The sequence below is a fragment of the Deltaproteobacteria bacterium genome (genome assembly GCA_016210005.1).
In the GTDB taxonomy this organism is placed as follows: Bacteria; Desulfobacterota; Binatia; order HRBIN30; family JACQVA1; genus JACQVA1.
Genome location: JACQVA010000068.1, coordinates 21,912 through 39,052, shown reverse-complemented (window position 1 = coordinate 39,052; position 17,141 = coordinate 21,912). Strand labels below are relative to the sequence as shown.

Here is a 17,141-nt window from a genome sequence, read left to right as displayed (position 1 = left end):
TAAAGCGGAACTCATCGGCACCCTGAGCAGAGTGTTCGGCGATATGCAGGCGCATCCCGAAACGATCCGTGGCTACCTCCACCCATTCTGCTGATCATCATGTCCCTTTAATTATGCGCGCCTGTATAGTGCCGTGGCGCGGTTCAGGGGCGCTGGCGGGGCGGTGCGTCCCGGGGCAGCGTGCTGTCGTGCAGAACCAACTCGGCGGGTGAGTTACGCCACAACGAGACGGTGTCGTGACCGGGCGCTATGCGCAGCGCCGGTTCGAGGTCGCGGAAGCGTTTGAGGCGCCAAATCCGATCCCACCACTGCGCCGCATCCGCCGCCCCGAGCGCAGGTGCGGCGTAACGCAGAGTTTCCTCCACTGGCGCCAGGTTGCCGGCGAGCAGCAGCGGCGCGCTCGCCAGGCGCAGCAGCAGCGCCAAGGAACCGGGGGTGTAGCCTGCCACATCGAGCAGCGCGCAGCTGCCGTCTTCAAACAGGTCCGTTGATGCAGGAAAGGTTGCCAGCGGGCGGTCGAGCGGGAAGTCGATGAACCACCAACTGGCGACATCGTCGTACTCCCGCCGCAGGTAGCCCAGCCCGGGGTTGCGAGCGTACTCGTGCTCGGCGCGCGCCACCACCACGCGAGCCTCGGGAAACGCCTCCACTTCACCGGTCGAATCGAACTGCAAACTCGGCAGGATGATCCAGCGCACGCTGGCCGGCGTGATCCCCACGCTCAGCAGCTGCGCCGGCAGGTCCAGTTCCGGATAGGCTTCGGCCTGCAGCACCAGGCCCAACAGCCCATCGAAGTACCGACCTGCGTTCTTCGCCACCGCCCGATTTAAGCCGCTGCCGAAAAGAATGACACCGTGCTGCGGATGATGAATGGCGAATGCCAGCACCGGCAGCGTACGGGTCGTCCAGCGCCCGCCGCGATAGACCAGCGCTTCGGGCAGGTGCAGCCAGCCGGTGACGAAGGCCTCGAGGCGCAGGCCCTCGACGCCGCGGTAGGCCGCCGGCCAGTTGTGCAACACCGGCGGGATATAGGGCACCCGTGGTGCGCGCTCGCAGCCCACCAGCATCAGCAGCACGCAGCCGATCAGCCGCCGCATAGTTGCGGACGCTGCCACCACCCGCCGGCCATTGCAACCGCGCTATCGCCGCACTTCTCAGCGCGCCCGCTTTGTGAGATGGTCAGCACTATGAATGCGCTGCACTATCACGAGCGGCCGCAGTTGCGGCAGCCGGCGCTGATCATGGCCTTCGGCGGTTGGAACGATGCCGGGCAATCGGCCTCGGTGGCGGTGCGCTATCTCGCCGAGCAGTTCGCGGCCAAGCCTTTGGCCACGATCGATCCCGACGAGTTCTATGACTTCACCGTGCAGCGGCCACAGGTGCGGCTGACCGAAGGGCTGCAGCGCCAGGTGGAGTGGACTGCCAACGAGTTCCATTTCACCGCCAACCCGGCGCTACCGTGCGATCTGGTCTTCGGCTGGGGCCCCGAACCACATCTCAAGTGGAAAGCCTTCTGCGCCATCGTCATGCGCTTGATCAAGGACTGCGAGGTGGAAGTGGTCGTCACCCTCGGTGGCTACCTCGCCGAAGTCTTGTACTCGCGGCCGGTGCCGATTACGGCCTTCGCCTCCGATCCGGAACTGCTGCGGCGACTCGACTTGACCAGCACACGCTATGAAGGCCCGACCGGTATCGTCGGCGTGCTCGTTGATGCCTGCCGGCGCGAGGGGCTGACGCACGTAAGCCTGTGGGCCGCGCTGCCGCACTACATCGCCGCGCTGCCCAACCCGCGCGGGGCGCTGGCGCTGCTCATGCAAGCGACCGCATTCCTCAAGCTCCCCGCCGATCTCGGCCCGCTGCAGGCAGCCGCCGGGGTTTTCGAGCAAAAGATCGACGAGGCCGTGGCCGCCGATGCCAAGCTGTCGGCCTACGTGCGCGAGTTGAAAAAGCGCGAGTTTGCCAACTGACAGCGGCCGCCGCTGCGCTGGTCCTCAGACCGCAACCACCGGGTTCGCCAGCGCTCCGATCTGCTCGATTTCAATACGCACGGTGTCGCCCTCGCGCAGGAAGCGCGGCGGCTGGCGGCGGAAGCCGACCCCGGCGGGAGTGCCCGTCGTGATCACATCGCCGGGCTCGAGGGTCACCCCGGCTGAAAGGTACTCGATCAGTACCGCTACGCTGAAGATCAGGTGTCGGGTGTTGGAGTGCTGCACCACCTCGCCGTTCAGGGTGGTGCGGATTTCAAGGCAGCCGGGGTCGGGGATCTCGTCCGCAGTGACGATGACCGGGCCCATGGGGGCGAAGGTATCGAAGGATTTCGCCAGGCAGTGCCCGGAGCGGGCCTGGTAGTCACGAGCCGTGACATCATTCATGATGGTATAGCCGGCGACGTAGCCGAGGGCGTCAGTGGCGGGCACCCGGCGCGCCGTGCGCCCGATGACGACGGCCAGCTCGCCCTCGTAATCGGCCGCGGCAGAAACGGCCGGAACGACGATCGGCGCGCCGGCAGCGATCACGGCGGTCACCGCCTTGGAGAACACCAGCGGTGCCGCCGGGATGGGCTGGCCCGTCTCGGCGGCGTGATCGCGATAGTTGAGCGCGATGCCGAATATTTTGCCCGGGCGCGGCAGCGGCGCGGCCGGGGTTGTGGCCCCTGCCGGGACCAGACCGGTGCCGTCCTGCTGCGCGCGCGCCACCGCGGCCGCGGCGCGCTGGCGGGCCGTAGCGCCCGCGCCCAAGAAGGCCAGCATGGTACCCGGCAAGTCCGGTGCCGCCACCGAGAAATCAACCAGTCCACGCGCGCTGTCAGCGCCGAGGCGCTGCCGGCCGGCGTGGTCGAAGGTCACTAGCCGCATTGCTGCCGCTCAGTAATCAGCGGGGATAGTGGTAGCCGAGATCCACGCGGCCGCTGTCCGCAACGCCGCTGGTGGCAGTGGTGCGGGCCGCCACCTGCTCGACAATATCGGCCGGGGTTGCCGGGTCGCCCGCGTCCACCGCCGGGCTGGTTGTCATCTGCTCCGGTAGCTGATCCAGACGGAAGTCCGCGGGTGGTAGGCGAAACCGCGGATCGGCTGAGAACGACAGCGGGTTCATTGACACGCCGGCATAGCCATCGTTGTTCAAGTTGTAACGCTCCACCAAGCCGTCGAGCGAGCTGGGTGGGTCGGTGAAGACGCCGAAGCCGGCGTTGCTGTTGCCGTCAATGATGTTGTTGACGAAGAACGTGTCGCGCGCCGGGCGGACGCTGCTGCCGACGGTGATACCGCCGCTACCGTTGGCGAATACGGTGTTATTATACACCCGAACCCGCAGTGATTGGGGCTGATTCTCGGTCACCTGGCCCAGCACCTGGATGCCGAAACCGTCGTTGTCGAGGACCAGGTTGTTGGCGATGGTCACGTCGGTGGCATCAGCCGTACGGATGCCTTGGCCGCCGTTGCCCCGCGCGATGCAGTTGCGGATGGTCACGTGACTGGCGCTGCTCTTGACCAAGACCCCCGCGGTGTTGCCGGCGGCGGAGCCGGTCGCCGTGAAGCCGTCGATGATGATGTAGGACTTATTCGAGACCTTGAAGGCGGCCTCAGCTCCGGCGGCGTCCAGAACCACCTCGCCGGCGGCATCGCCGGTCAGGGTGCCGGCGGCATCGGCGAGGAAGGTGATCGGCTGCGCCGCGGTGCCCTCGTTCTTGATGTTCACCGGGGTGTAGACGCCCGGTCCGACCACGATGCGGTCGCCTGGGGTCGAGCGATCGGCCGCGGTGGCCACCTGACGCAGCGCTTCCGCGGCGGTCAAGCCGCTGTTGGCATCGTTGCCACCGGTGCGCACATAAAGGTCTTCGGCCCGATTCGGTGGTGGGGCCTGTTCGCCGCCGCCACCGCAGGCAGCGAGGGCGGCGAAAGCGATGGCCGACCGGAGCCGGCGCATTAACGAGGAGTTCACCGGCCGTTACCGCAGGTCCTCGCGCTGGAGCATTTCGATAAACTTCACCGCGGCCGGAGAGAGATGGCGGCTCTTCTTGTGAATAATGGCGACCGGCCGTGCCAGGGTTACCTCTGCCAGCTGGACGGCTTTGATCGTGCCGTGCTCGAGTTCCAAGCGGATCGCCGCGATCGGCAGGATGGCGATGCCCTGACCGATCTCGACCGCGCGTTTGATGGTTTCGATGTTGTCGAACTCGCCAACGTAGCGCACGTTGACTTGGTTGTCGCGCAGCAGTTGGTCGGTGGCCTTGCGCGTCGGTATATCTTGCTCGAAGCCGACGAAGCTCTCGTTGTTGAGCCTGCCGATGTTTACCTTCTTCAGCGAGGCGAACGGATGATCCGGCGGGCATGCCAGCACCATACGATCCTCGCGCCAGGGCACGCTCTGGATTTGCGGGTGCTTGTGGGGGTAGGCGACGATGCCGAGGTCGATTTGGCCGGCGATGACGCTGTCGTAGATCTTGTTCGGCCGCGAGTACTCGACGTGCACGTTCACCTGGGGGTAGGTCCGCATGTACTCTTTGAGGTACGGCGGCAGCTCGTGGAGTCCGACGCTGTAGACGATCGCGGCACGCAGGCTGCCGGCGACGACCTTGCCGCTTTCCTGCAGCTGGGTTTCGATCTCGCGGTACTTCTCCAGGATTTCCCGGCTGACGCGGTAGAGGATTTCCCCCGCCGCCGTCGGCTTGGCCCCGTGGCGGCTGCGTTCGAGCAGCGTGCACTGGTAACGTGACTCCAACGCCCGCAGCTGTTGGCTAACAGCCGACTGGGTAATGTAGTTCTGCGAAGCGGCGGCGGAGAAACTGCCGGTATCGACCACGTCGCAGAACACTCGTAACGTCTCGATGTGCATAGCGGCCCCCAGAGTAGAGCAGCACCGCGGGAAGTCAAGAAGGCCTGCTTATCTGCCGGTCAACGCTCCCTGCTGCGGCCCGCGGCTGCATCTCGCGGAGCAGGAGGCGGTTTCCAGACTGCGGGCGTCTTGCCGCCTGCGGGGGCTGAGTGGCGGTGGTACCCAGCGCCCGCCGTGGCCGTGCGCATGCAGATGACCACTCCCCCGTTGCAGCCGCCGTCTCCCGCGATAGCGTCGCACGCGGAGGGCGCCTCCCGTCATTGCCAGGGGGCTGACAGCAGGAGGGAGACCGGGTCCGCCCTTGAGCGGGGCGGACCCGACAGCGGCAGCGGTCGCTAGGGCACCAGATCGGGATACGTATCGGTGAGCGCGTTGTGGCATACGCCGCACGAGTTGGGAATCACCTCGCTTTGCCCGGCCAGCTTCATCGCTGAACTCACCGATGGCCAGATCGGCGCAAACTGGTGCGAGCTGATGTCGCCCCACATGATCGTGCCGCTACGGCCGTTCTCCTTGGTCCACTGCCCTTGCGACTTAGCGGTCTTGGGCATGTGGCAGGTGGCGCAGTTGCCCGGGCCGCCGATGAACGGGGTTGCGGCGTAACCGAGGCTGGTGAAATCGATCAGGCCGAGGGCGTTGGCGGGATCGTAGGGCGACACCATGTAGGCGTCCTCGCTCATGTGGCGCTCGACCGCCAGTGCCACCGCTTCGGCACCAACCCCGAGCGGGATGGAGAACGGCGGGAAGGGCGCGTGACAGCGCAAACAGGCGCTGTTGTCTTCGAGCTTGCCGATCAGGTTATGGGGGTTGGTGGTGTCGTGGGGCGTGTGGCAGCTGTCGCAGGCGAGCAGCTGGAAGGGGTTGCGGTAGTGGGTGGAACGGATGTGGTCGTGGTACTGCTGATGATGTGACTTGGCGTGCTGCTGCCCATCCGGCCATTGCCCCGGCCGGTCTTCGTGGAACTGCTCCTTGAACTCCGCCCGCGAGATGCCGGCGCGCGGGAACTCGATGTTAGCGTCAACGCCGCGCGAGGGGTACTCGGTGTGGGCCCCGGCCATGGTGCCTTTGCCCTCGCCGCGCACGTGGCACTGGCCGCAAATCATTGCCGAGCGTTCGGCGCTGAGGAGCTGCGGCTGGATGATCGGTCCCTGGCCCGTGTGCTCGGAGCCCGGGCCATGGCAGTCTTCGCAGCCCTGCACGATCTCGTCGCGGGTACCGTCGCCGTCGTAGTCGAGCACCCCGTTCGGGTCGTCGACCGCATCGGCGCGGAAGTTGCCCTGCGCATCAACAGTGAGCTTGGTGCCGGTGAAGTGGCAGCCGGCGCAGTTGAGGTCGAACGACTTCACCTTCGTCGGCACCCCCGTCGGCCCGCCATTCTCGCTCGGTGCAGCGGGCCAGTTGCCGGCGTTATAGGCCAGCCATGGGTTTACTGGGTTGACTGCGAGGTTCTCCTGAATCGACTCGTCGAACTGAATCGGGAGGATGTAGTAGCTGCCCTGACCAGCAGCCACGTGGTGGCCGTCGGCGATACGAGTGATGAAGCGTTGCTTCCAAATACCCTCACCACCGAAAGTGATCTCAACGTAGTAGCGCTCCGAAGCGATCGTACCATCCTTGGTGCGGAAGACCGCGAAATAACGGCCGCCGCCGTCTTCGCGGCCGAGCAGCACATCGTAGGCGGTGCTGATATTGGTGAGCAGGTAGCCGTAGCCGTCACCGGCGCCGGTATTGTCGCTGGCGTTCCCGTCGGGGAAATAGACCAGCGCGCGGTCGCGGCCCGGATAAGGTGACGGGTCCTGGTTGGCCGTGTACACGCCGGGGACCCTGTAGGTCATCGCGTGGAGGGTCCGTTTGTAGCCGCTGGCGTCAGGGCCGACGCCGTTCTCTCGGTGACAGAGGAGGCAATAGGACGATCCTTTGTAAACCGCCTCGCTGCTCGGCTGCTGCGAGATCATTATGTCGCCGAGGTCATTCGGTCCGACGGCAATCTGCGTAGCGGCGCGTGATAGTGATCCGCCCGGCAGCCACTGCGGCTGCGGGGCGACGTAGACGAAGTAGCTGCCGGGGGCCACCCCGGAAAGGCTGAAGCGGCCATCCGCGCCGGTAACACCGGCCGCGAGACTGGAAAGAGCCAACGTTGCCAATGGTTCTTCGACCGATACCGCGCTCGCTGCCACTTGGGCGGCGTCGATCAGCACCACGCTGGCGTTGGGCACGTCGTGAAGTAGCCGGTCACGAACTCGGCCGGTGACGATACCCCCTGAGGGCGTGCTGGTAGCGGTGGGCGTCGCGGTGGGCGGAATCTCGGTGGGCGTATCCGTCGGCGGAACCTCCGTCGGCGTGTCCGTCGGTGGGATTTCGGTGGGTGTATCCGTCGGTAGAACCTCGGTCGGCGTCGCGGTGGGTGGAATCTCGGTCGCCGTGGCGGTCGGCTCGGCCGTGGTGGGCGTGGCGGTGGCCTCCACCGTGGGTTCCGCGGTGGTCGGCGTTGGTGTTGGCGGTGGAGGCGGGCAACTGTTCAGCGAGTTGTTGACGGCGGTAACGATCTCGTCGACGGTGACGTCGCCGGAGTTGTCAGCATCGCCTGCCGGGCATCCCGACAGGGGTGCGCTGCCGAGCGAGATGTTGACCAGCGAGACTAGTTCGTCGATGGTGATTTCCGCGTCGAGGTTGCAGTCGCCGACGCACTGCGCCCGGGTTGCAGCCGGTACGAACAGCAGGCCCAGGCCCACTACCACGCCAAGACAGCCTTGCCAGTATTGGTGCCAACTACGCCAGTTGATCACGGAACACCTCCCTCTGTTGCAAGGTTTGACCTACCTGTAGGCCTGCTCACATCATCACGCGCTGATGGCGCCTCATACTGCACTGGGGACAAAGGTACAAGGGGCAGGAGCGCCCTCGATTCGGCATTTTGTCAGTTGTCGCTGAGAACGGCCGGCGCGCAGTTGCCGGCGCAGACGGTCGGGGTGGTGGAGATGAACAAGGGGGGCGGGTGGTAAGCCCGCCCCACCTTGTCGGTTAGTGCGTAGCTGCGGGTGTTACGGCGCGGTCGGATTGAACACCGACAGTGCCCAGCCCATGCGCTCGTGGCCGTAGCGGTTCCACACCGGGTTCTTGCCGCCGACGATCTGGCTGCCGCTGTAGTCGGGCGCGCCCGAGCCGGTGCCGGTGCCGCCGAAGAGGCCGACGTAAACGGTGCCGCCGGTGTAAGTCGGATGGGTGTCGTCCGACTGGAGGTAGTCGTAGCTAGTAGTGGAGTTGACGAAGTGGGTGTTGGAGTCGCGCAGGGTGGCCTTCAACGTCACGGTGATGCGGTTGACGTAGGTGGCCTCGCTCTCCCCGGCGACGTACTTAAGCGCCTCGGAGTCGATCTGGCCGTCGCCGTTCGAGTCGTAATCGGCGCCCATGTATTGGGCGAACGAATCAGCGCACTGGAAGCCGTAGGTGTTGGCGAAATTGCACGCGCGCCAGTTGCTCTGCGCCAGGTAGGGCAAGAACTTGTCCCGCTTGTTGACCTTCTGCCCGGTGGTCGGGTCATTGCAGCCGCTGAGGGCATTGTCGGCGTTGTAGCCGGGGTAGTAGATGTTGGAGATCACCTTTAGCTTGGTGCCGGAATAGGCGTTGGCGTTGATGTACTGCATCGCCCTCTCTTGGTAGGTGGTGCAGTTAGTCAGCGCGGTGGTGATGACGCCGTAGTTGCAAGTGCCGGTCTGGCCGGCGAAGTTGCTGCGCGCCTGCAGGAAGTCGTTGCCGCACATCTCGAAGGTCACAACCCGGGTGGTGGTGGCCTGCATGTACGAGCGTTCGGCCACGATCTTGTTGTTGTAGATGTCGTCGGCCTTGGCCCCCGACTTGGTACGGCGAATCACTTCGATATCGCTGTTCCAGGCGTTGGAAGCGTACTCGCCGCTCACCCACGGGGCGGCGCGTTTCGCCACGCTCGATAGCGAACCGCGATAGCCGGCGTAGATCGAGTCGCCGTAGCCGACCACCCGATACTTCGCCGTCGTGCCCGAGCGATCGATCGTCCACGACGTATTTTGCGTGATCGTGGAGGCCATCGCCTCGGAACTCAGCGCGACTGCCGCCGCGCCCACCATCAGGCGCAGAAACCGCCCCCGACCCTGCCTTTGCCTTCGCTCCATACTCTCCCCCTTTTCTTGGGGCCGCTTAATGCAGCCCGAAATTTGGAGCAGGCGGGTACCACACTCTTGAATTAGGCGTCAAGAAAAAAGATAGGCATCAAAGAAAATATCACCGAAAGCCGGGATGCAGATGCCCGTGCGGCTACTTGGTTATACAAGCGCATAGCATCGACCATGCGGAGCCAAGGCTATTGTTGGCTCTGGCCTTGCCCGAATGGTGGGTAGTCCACTTGGCCGGGGGTTGACCCGGAGGGCCATCAATCAGTATGGCAGCCGGGCACGGCGGCGCACCGGCTCACGACGGGCTGGGTGCGCGTGCCGGCGGGGAGCAAGTGCATGACCGGACAACGGTGGGCCGCCAACTTCGAGCATCCGGTCGCCCTCGGTTCGTTTCGCAGCTGGCTGCGGCTGGCGCGCAGTAGCCGGCACATCGAGCGCGAGTACTTGCCGCGCCTGCTGGCGGTGTCGCTTTCTACCCTGTTAACCAGCCCGCTACGGCTCTATGAAAGCGTCCGTTACGGTCGCCTCGTTGACCGCACCGCGATCCATCCGGCACCGATCTTCATCCTCGGGCACTGGCGCACCGGCACGACCCACTTGCACAACTTGCTCTGCCAGGATCGGCAGTTCGGTTACATTTCCACGTTTCAAGCCATGGCTCCGGGCTTCTGCCTCGGTGGCGAACACCGCCTCAAGTCGTGGCTCGCCCGCAAGGCGCAGAAGGATCATCCCACCCGGGAAATCGATAACATGCCGCTCGACCTCGATGCCCCCCAGGAGGAGAGCTTTGCGCTCGCCAACATGACCCCTTACGCCTGGCTGCATCTCTACACCTTGCCGCAGCAAGCCGCTGAGATCTTCGATAAGTACGGGCTGCTCCACAACCTCAGCGCGGCCGAGCGAGCCGAGTGGAAGCGCGCCTATCTCACGCTGCTGCGCAAAGCGACGCTGCGCTCGGGCGGCAAGCCGCTGGTGCTCAAGGACCCGGCCAACAGCGGGCGTGTCCGGGTGCTGCTCGAATTGTTCCCGCAGGCGAAGTTCATCCACATCTGCCGCGACCCCTACCGCGTGCTGCCTTCTATGAAGGGGGTGTACAAGGTCGTGCTGCCCAAGGCGCAGCTGCAGCATATCAGCCCACAGCAAATCGAAGCCCTGGTGCTGCACTTCTATGAGCAGCTCATGTGCAAGTACCTGGCGGAGAAGTCGCTGATCCCCGCCGGCCACCTGGTGGAAGTGAAGTACGAGGAGTTGGAGGCCGCCCCACTCGAGCAGCTGAGGCGGATCTACGACGGCTTGCACCTGCCCGGGTTCGCCGCCGCGGAGCCGGCCTTGCGTGCCTACAGTGACGCGGTGACCAACTTCCAGAAGAACACCTACCGGGTGGACGACGCGGTGATCGATAAGGTCAACCGCCACTGGAAATTCGCCTTGCAGGAATGGGGCTATCCGCGGCTGGAGCCGTTGAGCGCTACCCAAGCGAAGGCGTGAAGCCACAGGTGCCCACCAATGCATAACGACGGCAGCACTGAGGGCTCGGCACTGAACTTGCCAGCTGACGTTCCGAGCCGACGCGACCTCGGGTCTTTGTCAGACGGGCGAAGACGTCGCCGCGCGTGGTTGGGGATCGTCTGCGTTCATCTGTGGCTGCTCGGCGTTGTCTTGCCGGGATGCGGCTCGGCTGAGGATGGCGTGCAGCCTATCCCCGGGTGGCTGTTCTTCCCTGGCGAAGCGCTGCGCCTGCTGCGGAGCAACACCATCGGTGACGGCGACCAGCGGGGCGGCGTGGGCGGGCAACTCACCCGCTATCAACCCGTGAACTCCTCCCAGCCCATTCCCCACGTCAAGGTTCCCCAACATCCGTTCATGGCGGCGAATGCGGGCAGCAACATGCACAACGATGCCTCGATGAGCGATACCTACGAGGCCCCCGGGCCACTCGGCGTGCAAACCCGAGTCAGCTCGCGCTCACGCGGCTTTGGCGGCTATGGCACGATTGCCTACGACCGGGCCGGGCGCGTGGTCGGCGTCTACGGCAACGGCCGAAGTTTTCGCGTCGAGCTACTGGACCCCTACACTCTCGAACTGCTGCAATCATTCGATCTTCCGCCGCGGCCCTACTACTGGGTCTTACAGGGCCTCTGGCCGTGGGAGTACATCGGCGCCGGCGTCTACTTCTACCTGGATCAGCAGGACCGCGCGGTGGTACCGACCACCGACAACACGATCCAAGTGGTCCAGGTCCCGGAGCCGCGCAGCGGCGCCCAGCTGAGACTGGAGCGCACGTACGATCTGGCGCACGACGTCGTGGCGATGCCGTGGCCCAAGCGCGACAGTGTTGCCTGGGTGCTGCCGGATTGGCGCGGGGACTACTACTGGTACGCCACTACTGCCGGCATGGTGGGGACGGTGGACGTAGCCTCAGGTGCAGTGCACAGGCTTCGGCTCGAGGGCGAGGTCATCGAGAACTCGTTTGCCATCGGTCCGGAGGGTGTCTTCATAATTTCGGATTTCGCGCTCTACCGCTTCCACCATGACGATCAAGGCAACGTGGTCACCGATTGGCGCACGCCCTACGCCCGCGGCAGCCGCAAGAAGCCGGGCCACATCACCCGCGGTTCAGGCACGTCGGTTACCCTAACCGGCGGCGCCGACGGCCTGGTGGTGATCACCAACAACGCCGAGCCACGCATCGAGCTGCTGTTCGTAAGCCGCGCCGATGGCCGCGTGCTATGCAGCGCGCCGCTGTTCGAGGAGGGCCAAAGCGGTACCGACATCAGCGCCATCGCGTTCGAGCAAGCCGATGACCAGGGGCGGGGGGCGGGCACGTATTCAGCGGTGGTTGAGAACAACTGGGGTCACCATTGGTTTCCGGTCGCCCATCCGGCCGCAGGGCTGACGCGTGTCGATGCAACGCGGAGTGCGGATGGCAGTTACCACTGCGAGACCGTCTGGACCAGCCCGGAGAAGAACATCGGCGTGTTCAAGCTCTCGTTGGGCAGCGGCCTGATCTACACCTACTTCCGCGACGAGCGCGACGATATCACACAGTGGTATTTCACGGCCGTCGACTTCCGCACCGGCGCGACGGTTTACAAGCTGCGCACGGGTGCTGGGCAGGGCTACAACAACTGGGCCGGGGCGCTGTTTTTGCACCCCGACGGTGGCATAGCTTACTCGACCACCATCTTCGGCCTGGTCATGGTACGCGACCAGCCAGCCACAGCTGGGCAGTAACTCGGGCAAACGCTCTGCCGTTGTCCGTGCGCGGGCGCAGGATCAATGCCGCGGGGCGATCACGATGCCGAAAGATGTCGTCAACAGGGCCACTCGCCTGTGGACCGCAGCGGTCCGGCTCGGCTATAGGGTAAGCGCATCACAGAGCCGGGCGTGAATCGGAGTCGAGAAAGTATTGCCAAGGACAGCATCCGCCGCGATGCGGCGGTGGCGCTGGTGCGCGGCGTACCGGTGGCCACGGCCATTCTGGTGCTGGCGGTGGTGATGGGCGGCATCAGTGAGTTGCGCCAACACCCCGAGCGCACCTGGCCCTGGCTAACCAGTGCGGCGGTGCAGTTCGCGCTCTGTGGCTTCGCGGTCTGGGTTCGCCGGCGAGTCCACAACCCGCTCGCCGGCCGGGTGCTGACGGTGCTGATAGTGCTGGTCTTGGCCGGCAGCATGATCGCCTATACCGCGGTGGTGCGTGGCGACGGGGTCTTGCTGGCGATTTGGCTGATCCTGCTGCTCACTGGGGTGTCGCTGATGATCCCGCTGGGCAAGGTCGGGCAAGCGGTTGTGGCAATCGGTGTCACGGCCGGCTACGCCAGCGTGCTGGGCATGAGTCCGCTCTCGTCGATGTCGCCGGTGTTGGCGCTCTTGGCCATCGCCGGGGCGGCGGCCCTCACCGTGGCAGGGGCTTATCTGGGGGATTTCTACCGCACCGAGGCAGTGGCCGCCCGCGAGGCTGCGCGGCGAGAGACCGCGGTGGCGACGGCGTTGATCGAAATCGGGCAGGAGTTGAACGCCACTCTCAATCGGGCGGAAGTGCTGCGCCGGCTGGCGCGCCGCGCCGCTGGGCTGTGCGGCGCCTCGGTCGGCGCGATCAACTTGATCGACGAGGCCAGCCACTACCGGGTGGCCGAAGTGTCCGGTGTCTCCGAGGAAGAGCGGCGCGCCGCGCGCGAGTTCTACGTCGACCTGACCCAGCTGCCCGGGGCGCTGGCGCTGTTGGACGAGCCTCTGGTTGAGGTGCCGGACATCGGCGCTCAGGATCGGATACCGTTGGAGACGCTTTCGCTCTTCGGCTTTGCCGGCATGTTGGTTGCCCCCATGCGCCGCGGCGCGCAGCTGGTCGGCACCGTGGCGTTCGTCTACCGCCGACCGCGCCCACCGTTTACGGCGCACGAGCGCATGCTCGCTCGCGGGCTGGCCGAGCATGCCGCGCTGGCGCTCGAGAATGCCCGCCTGTACGAAGAACAACAAGAAGCCGCCGAAACCGCCACCGCCCTGCTTACGGTGGCCGAGACCCTGGGCAAGTCCCTCGACCCGCGCCAGATCGAGAACGATCTGGCGCGCCTGGCGCGTGATCTGCTGCAGAGCGATGGAGCAGCGGTATACCGCCCCGAGGGGCGTTGCTGGCGCTTGGCCGCCGCCGTTGCACCCGAGTTGGCAGAACGGGCACTGGAGGAGTTGCGCGCTGTCGAACTCGACGAAGCCACCCTGCCGCTCTTCTATCAGGAGTTGCGCCGCGCCGGCACGATCGAGATCCAAGACCGCGATGTCCAACAGCTGGTGCCACCAGCGCTGATGCGGCGCTGGCACGTGCGTTCGTCGCTGACGGTGCTACTCGCCCGTGCCGGAGAGCCGCTGGCCACCATCGGCATCATGCATGAGAATCGTACCGGCCCGTTCACCGCCCGCGAGCGCCGGATACTATCGGGGTTGGCGCAGCTGGGCGTGGTCGCGCTCAATAATGCCCACCTGGCCGAGCAGTTGCGTGGTGCCAATCGTGTCAAATCGGAGTTCGTCGCCGCCATGTCACACGAGCTACGCACCCCGCTCAACGCCATCCTCGGCTACACCGACTTGCTGCGCGACGGCACGCTCGGACCCGTACACAGCGATCAGGCGGATGCCCTGGACCGGATGCGCGACCGGGCGCTGGACCTGCTGCAGATGGTCCAGGCTACGCTCGATCTTAACCGACTCGAAGCCGGCGGGGTCAGTGTTGAGCGTAGCGAAGTGCGCATCGGCGACTTCATCGAGACCGTGCGCGCCCAGGTCCCGGCCCGTTGGCTCAAACCGGGCGTGCGGCTCGAATTCAGCGTGGCCGAGCCGCAGCAGTCGGTTTGGACCGACGCGGCCAAACTGCACGCGGTCGTGCGTAACCTCATCCACAACGCGCTGAAATTCACCGACCACGGCGAGGTCAACTTGGAGGTGCGCGCAGCGGATCAGCGCGGCCAACTGGTTATCGAGGTGCGCGACACCGGTTGCGGCATTCCTGCCGAGAAGACCGCGGACATCTTCGAGATGTTCGTCCAGGGCGGCAATGCGCCGACGCACGATGGCGTGGGGTTGGGCCTCTACCTCTGCCGCCGCTTCGTGACCCTTTTGGGAGGCAGCATCGAAGTCACCAGCCGCGTCGGTCAAGGATCAACCTTCCGCGTCCGCTTGCCCCTACCGCCACCTCCGCCGATATCTGCTGCTGGCGCCGGCCAGTGATTTGCCGCGCCACATCACCCCGGAGAGTGACGCAATCGGCGTAGGCCTGGAGCGCTTTTTGGCACTCCCGGCCGCATGGTGGCGGCCTTCATAGCAGGTCCCATGGAATAGGAAGAGGCTCAAACTGGCCGCTGAATTGCTTTGCAGGTGGAGAGGTCCGGGTGAAGAATCTCGATCGAGGAGGTGCGCTATGCCCCAGCAATATTGGCAAGCAGAGTCCGTGCTCCAAGACCTATTGGGAGCAGACTCTGTCCTCCCCGAACAGTTCTACCGGCCGGATGGCGATACCGCGAGACTCTCGGGCGAGCGGGCATTGATGTGGGCGGTGTTCGCCGACGGCCTGGAGACTTACAGGCGCAACGCCCCCCAAGCCACTCGCCAGCAGCGCGCCAACTTCAGCGAGGCGGAATCATGGATTCGGGCGAATGACTGGAGCTGGGTCTTCTCCTTCGTGAACCTGTGCGAGATGTTTGGCTTCGAGCCCGCGGCCGTTCGCCTAGCACTGCGGCGCTGGCGGTTGCAGTACGGGAGCGAACCCGCTCGCCGCCAGCGGTTTCGGCCCGTTGGTCTACGCGCCGCCGCTTGAGCGGCGGCTTTTCTCCGCTGGTACGCTGTGGTATTGCCCGGGCATCTCGCGGGCTGACCAGCGGAGGATTCATGGCGGAAACCGAAGCAACAGAACTCAGAGAACGGCTCTGGACGTACACCCAACGGCTGGTCATTCTGTTGGTAGCGATGCTCGCGGGCGTCTTCATCGGCTACCAGAAATGGGGCAAAGCCGTGCAGCTCGAGGAACAGGTCACCGAGTTATCGGACAAGGTCGGTGTGCTCGTGAAGGAGCGCGATACTCTGAAGAGCCAAATGGCGATCCTCGATCGTGACAAGAAAGAGGTCGAGCGTCGGATGCAGGATTTGCAGGCTCGCACCGGGGTCAAGGCGCAAACCGGCCCGGGCGGCGTGGCGATCGAATAGGTCGTGGCCCCGGGGCTAGCCCGCCCCGGAGCGCTTTGTTGACAATACCCACCCCATTCTATAGCGTCCGCGATCCGGCAATTTTTTTGCGCCCGAGGTGAGGGCGCGGGGCACATGTTCGACAATCTGTCAGAGAAATTCGAGCAGACGATCAAGCGGCTGCGCGGGCACGGCAAGATCACTGAGCGCAACATCGACGAGGCCCTGCGCGAGGTGCGTCTGGCCTTGCTGGAGGCGGACGTCAACTTCCAGGTGGTCAAGGATTTCCTCGAGCGCGTGCGTGCGCAAGCAGTGGGCCAGGAGGTCCTGGCCAGCCTGACGCCCGAGCAGCACTTCATCAAGATCGTCAATACCGAGTTGGCCCAGCTCATGGGTGGCCGGGCGGTGGCGCTGGATCTCAACGGCGTGCCGCCGGTGGTGCTGATGCTGGTCGGCCTGAACGGGGCCGGCAAGACCACCACCGTGGCCAAGTTGGCCCGCCACCTCAAGCAGCAGGGGCGCCCCGCTCCGTACCTGGTGCCGGCGGACGTTTATCGGCCCGCAGCCATCCAGCAACTGGTCACGCTGGCGGGTCAGATTGGCTGTCCCGTGCATCCCTCGCACGCCGAGGGTGATCCAGTTGTGTTGTGCCGTGAGGCGGTGGCTGCCGCGCACCAACAAGGGCACCAGCTAGTCATTATCGATACCGCCGGCCGGCTCCACATCGACGACGAGCTGATGGCCGAGTTAGAGCGCATCAAGGCGGCCGTGCAGCCGTACCGGACCCTGCTGGTGGTGGATGCGATGACCGGTCAAGATGCGGTCAACGCGGCCACCGGTTTTCACCAGCGCATTGGGATCGACGGGGTGATTCTCACCAAACTCGACGGCGACGCCCGCGGTGGTGCGGCCCTGTCCGTGCGTGCGGTGACGGGCGCCCCGATCCTCTTTGCCGGCATGGGCGAGAAGCTCGAGGCCTTGGAGGTCTTCCATCCCGACCGCATGGCCACGCGGGTTCTCGGCATGGGAGATATTCTCACCCTGATCGAGAAGGCCCAGCAGGTTTACGATCAGAAGCAGGCGGCAGCGCTGCAGCAAAAGCTGCGGCGCGACGAGTTTACCCTGGATGACTTTCGCGATCAGATCCGCGCCCTGCGCCAGATGGGCAACATGACGGACCTGCTGAAGATGATCCCGGGTATGAAGAAGCTGGTTCACGGCGTGGACATGAGCCAGGCCGAAGGCGAACTGCGCCACATCGAGGCCATCATCAGTTCGATGACCAAAGAAGAGCGGCGTAACCACGCCATCCTCAACGGTAGCCGCCGCAAGCGCATCGCCCTCGGCAGCGGCACCAGCGTCGCCGAGGTCAACCGCTTCCTCAAGCAGTTCGTGGAAACCAAGAAGGTCATGAAACACATGAGCAAGTTCGCACGCGCGGGGGCGCCTCCTGGCCTGCCCCGCGGTTTCATGCAGTGATTGCCACCCCTA

At 65.1% G+C, this 17,141-nt stretch carries 13 protein-coding genes; 7 read left to right on the top strand and 6 right to left on the bottom strand.

Features of this window, described 5'->3' with window-relative positions:
• Positions 1 to 143: 143 nt before the first annotated feature.
• Positions 144 to 1,097, bottom strand: a complete 954-nt coding sequence (locus tag HY699_07045; protein MBI4515555.1) for an MBL fold metallo-hydrolase — start codon at positions 1,095 to 1,097, stop codon at positions 144 to 146.
• Positions 1,098 to 1,187: 90 nt separating this feature from the next.
• Here HY699_07045 and HY699_07040 point away from each other — a divergent pair, with 90 nt between their 5' ends.
• Positions 1,188 to 1,967, top strand: a complete 780-nt coding sequence (locus HY699_07040; protein ID MBI4515554.1) for a PAC2 family protein — start codon at positions 1,188 to 1,190, stop codon at positions 1,965 to 1,967.
• Positions 1,968 to 1,991: 24 nt separating this feature from the next.
• On the opposite strand, the gene HY699_07035 is transcribed toward HY699_07040, so the two are convergent.
• The 5 genes from HY699_07035 to HY699_07015 form a co-directional block, all read right to left on the bottom strand.
• On the bottom strand, positions 1,992 to 2,855 hold the full coding sequence (locus HY699_07035; GenBank protein ID MBI4515553.1) for a fumarylacetoacetate hydrolase family protein: 864 nt from the start codon (positions 2,853 to 2,855) through the stop codon (positions 1,992 to 1,994).
• A gap of 16 nt (positions 2,856 to 2,871) precedes the next feature.
• Positions 2,872 to 3,939, bottom strand: coding sequence for a right-handed parallel beta-helix repeat-containing protein (locus HY699_07030; protein ID MBI4515552.1), 1,068 nt, complete (start codon positions 3,937 to 3,939; stop codon positions 2,872 to 2,874).
• Positions 3,940 to 3,945: 6 nt separating this feature from the next.
• Entirely contained in the window at positions 3,946 to 4,833 is an 888-nt protein-coding gene (locus tag HY699_07025) for a LysR family transcriptional regulator (GenBank protein ID MBI4515551.1), read from the bottom strand.
• 335 nt (positions 4,834 to 5,168) lie between these two features.
• The gene (locus HY699_07020; protein MBI4515550.1) at positions 5,169 to 7,619 is read right to left on the bottom strand and encodes a hypothetical protein; all 2,451 of its coding nucleotides are present in this window, start codon (positions 7,617 to 7,619) and stop codon (positions 5,169 to 5,171) included.
• 255 nt (positions 7,620 to 7,874) lie between these two features.
• Positions 7,875 to 8,936, bottom strand: a complete 1,062-nt coding sequence (locus HY699_07015) for an SGNH/GDSL hydrolase family protein (GenBank protein ID MBI4515549.1) — start codon at positions 8,934 to 8,936, stop codon at positions 7,875 to 7,877.
• A 381-nt stretch (positions 8,937 to 9,317) separates the two neighbouring features.
• Here HY699_07015 and HY699_07010 point away from each other — a divergent pair, with 381 nt between their 5' ends.
• The 6 genes from HY699_07010 to ffh all read left to right on the top strand — a co-directional run bounded on the left by HY699_07010 (position 9,318) and on the right by ffh (position 17,129).
• Entirely contained in the window at positions 9,318 to 10,469 is a 1,152-nt protein-coding gene (locus tag HY699_07010) for a sulfotransferase (protein ID MBI4515548.1), read from the top strand.
• A 201-nt stretch (positions 10,470 to 10,670) separates the two neighbouring features.
• Entirely contained in the window at positions 10,671 to 12,215 is a 1,545-nt protein-coding gene (locus HY699_07005) for a hypothetical protein (GenBank protein MBI4515547.1), read from the top strand.
• A 153-nt stretch (positions 12,216 to 12,368) separates the two neighbouring features.
• Positions 12,369 to 14,699 carry a GAF domain-containing sensor histidine kinase gene (locus tag HY699_07000; GenBank protein MBI4515546.1) on the top strand — a complete coding sequence of 777 codons (2,331 nt, stop codon included), beginning with the start codon at positions 12,369 to 12,371 and terminating at the stop codon, positions 14,697 to 14,699.
• A 190-nt stretch (positions 14,700 to 14,889) separates the two neighbouring features.
• Positions 14,890 to 15,285, top strand: a complete 396-nt coding sequence (locus tag HY699_06995) for a hypothetical protein (protein MBI4515545.1) — start codon at positions 14,890 to 14,892, stop codon at positions 15,283 to 15,285.
• Between the two features lie 71 nt (positions 15,286 to 15,356).
• On the top strand, positions 15,357 to 15,671 hold the full coding sequence (locus HY699_06990) for a hypothetical protein (GenBank protein ID MBI4515544.1): 315 nt from the start codon (positions 15,357 to 15,359) through the stop codon (positions 15,669 to 15,671).
• Between the two features lie 114 nt (positions 15,672 to 15,785).
• The gene (gene ffh / locus HY699_06985; protein MBI4515543.1) at positions 15,786 to 17,129 is read left to right on the top strand and encodes a signal recognition particle protein; all 1,344 of its coding nucleotides are present in this window, start codon (positions 15,786 to 15,788) and stop codon (positions 17,127 to 17,129) included.
• Positions 17,130 to 17,141 lie beyond the last annotated feature (12 nt).

Bases quoted from the DNA above. Each gene is read 5' to 3' on its own strand.
- HY699_07010 (MBI4515548.1), top strand. From the start codon at position 9,318: ATGACCGGACAACGGTGGGCCGCCAACTTCGAGCATCCGGTCGCCCTC.
- HY699_07015 (MBI4515549.1), bottom strand. From the start codon at position 8,936: ATGGTGGGCGCGGCGGCAGTCGCGCTGAGTTCCGAGGCGATGGCCTCC.
- HY699_07025 (MBI4515551.1), bottom strand. From the start codon at position 4,833: ATGCACATCGAGACGTTACGAGTGTTCTGCGACGTGGTCGATACCGGC.
- HY699_07040 (MBI4515554.1), top strand. From the start codon at position 1,188: ATGAATGCGCTGCACTATCACGAGCGGCCGCAGTTGCGGCAGCCGGCG.
- HY699_07045 (MBI4515555.1), bottom strand. From the start codon at position 1,097: ATGCGGCGGCTGATCGGCTGCGTGCTGCTGATGCTGGTGGGCTGCGAG.
- HY699_06995 (MBI4515545.1), top strand. From the start codon at position 14,890: ATGCCCCAGCAATATTGGCAAGCAGAGTCCGTGCTCCAAGACCTATTG.
- HY699_07035 (MBI4515553.1), bottom strand. From the start codon at position 2,855: ATGCGGCTAGTGACCTTCGACCACGCCGGCCGGCAGCGCCTCGGCGCT.
- ffh (MBI4515543.1), top strand. From the start codon at position 15,786: ATGTTCGACAATCTGTCAGAGAAATTCGAGCAGACGATCAAGCGGCTG.
- HY699_06990 (MBI4515544.1), top strand. From the start codon at position 15,357: ATGGCGGAAACCGAAGCAACAGAACTCAGAGAACGGCTCTGGACGTAC.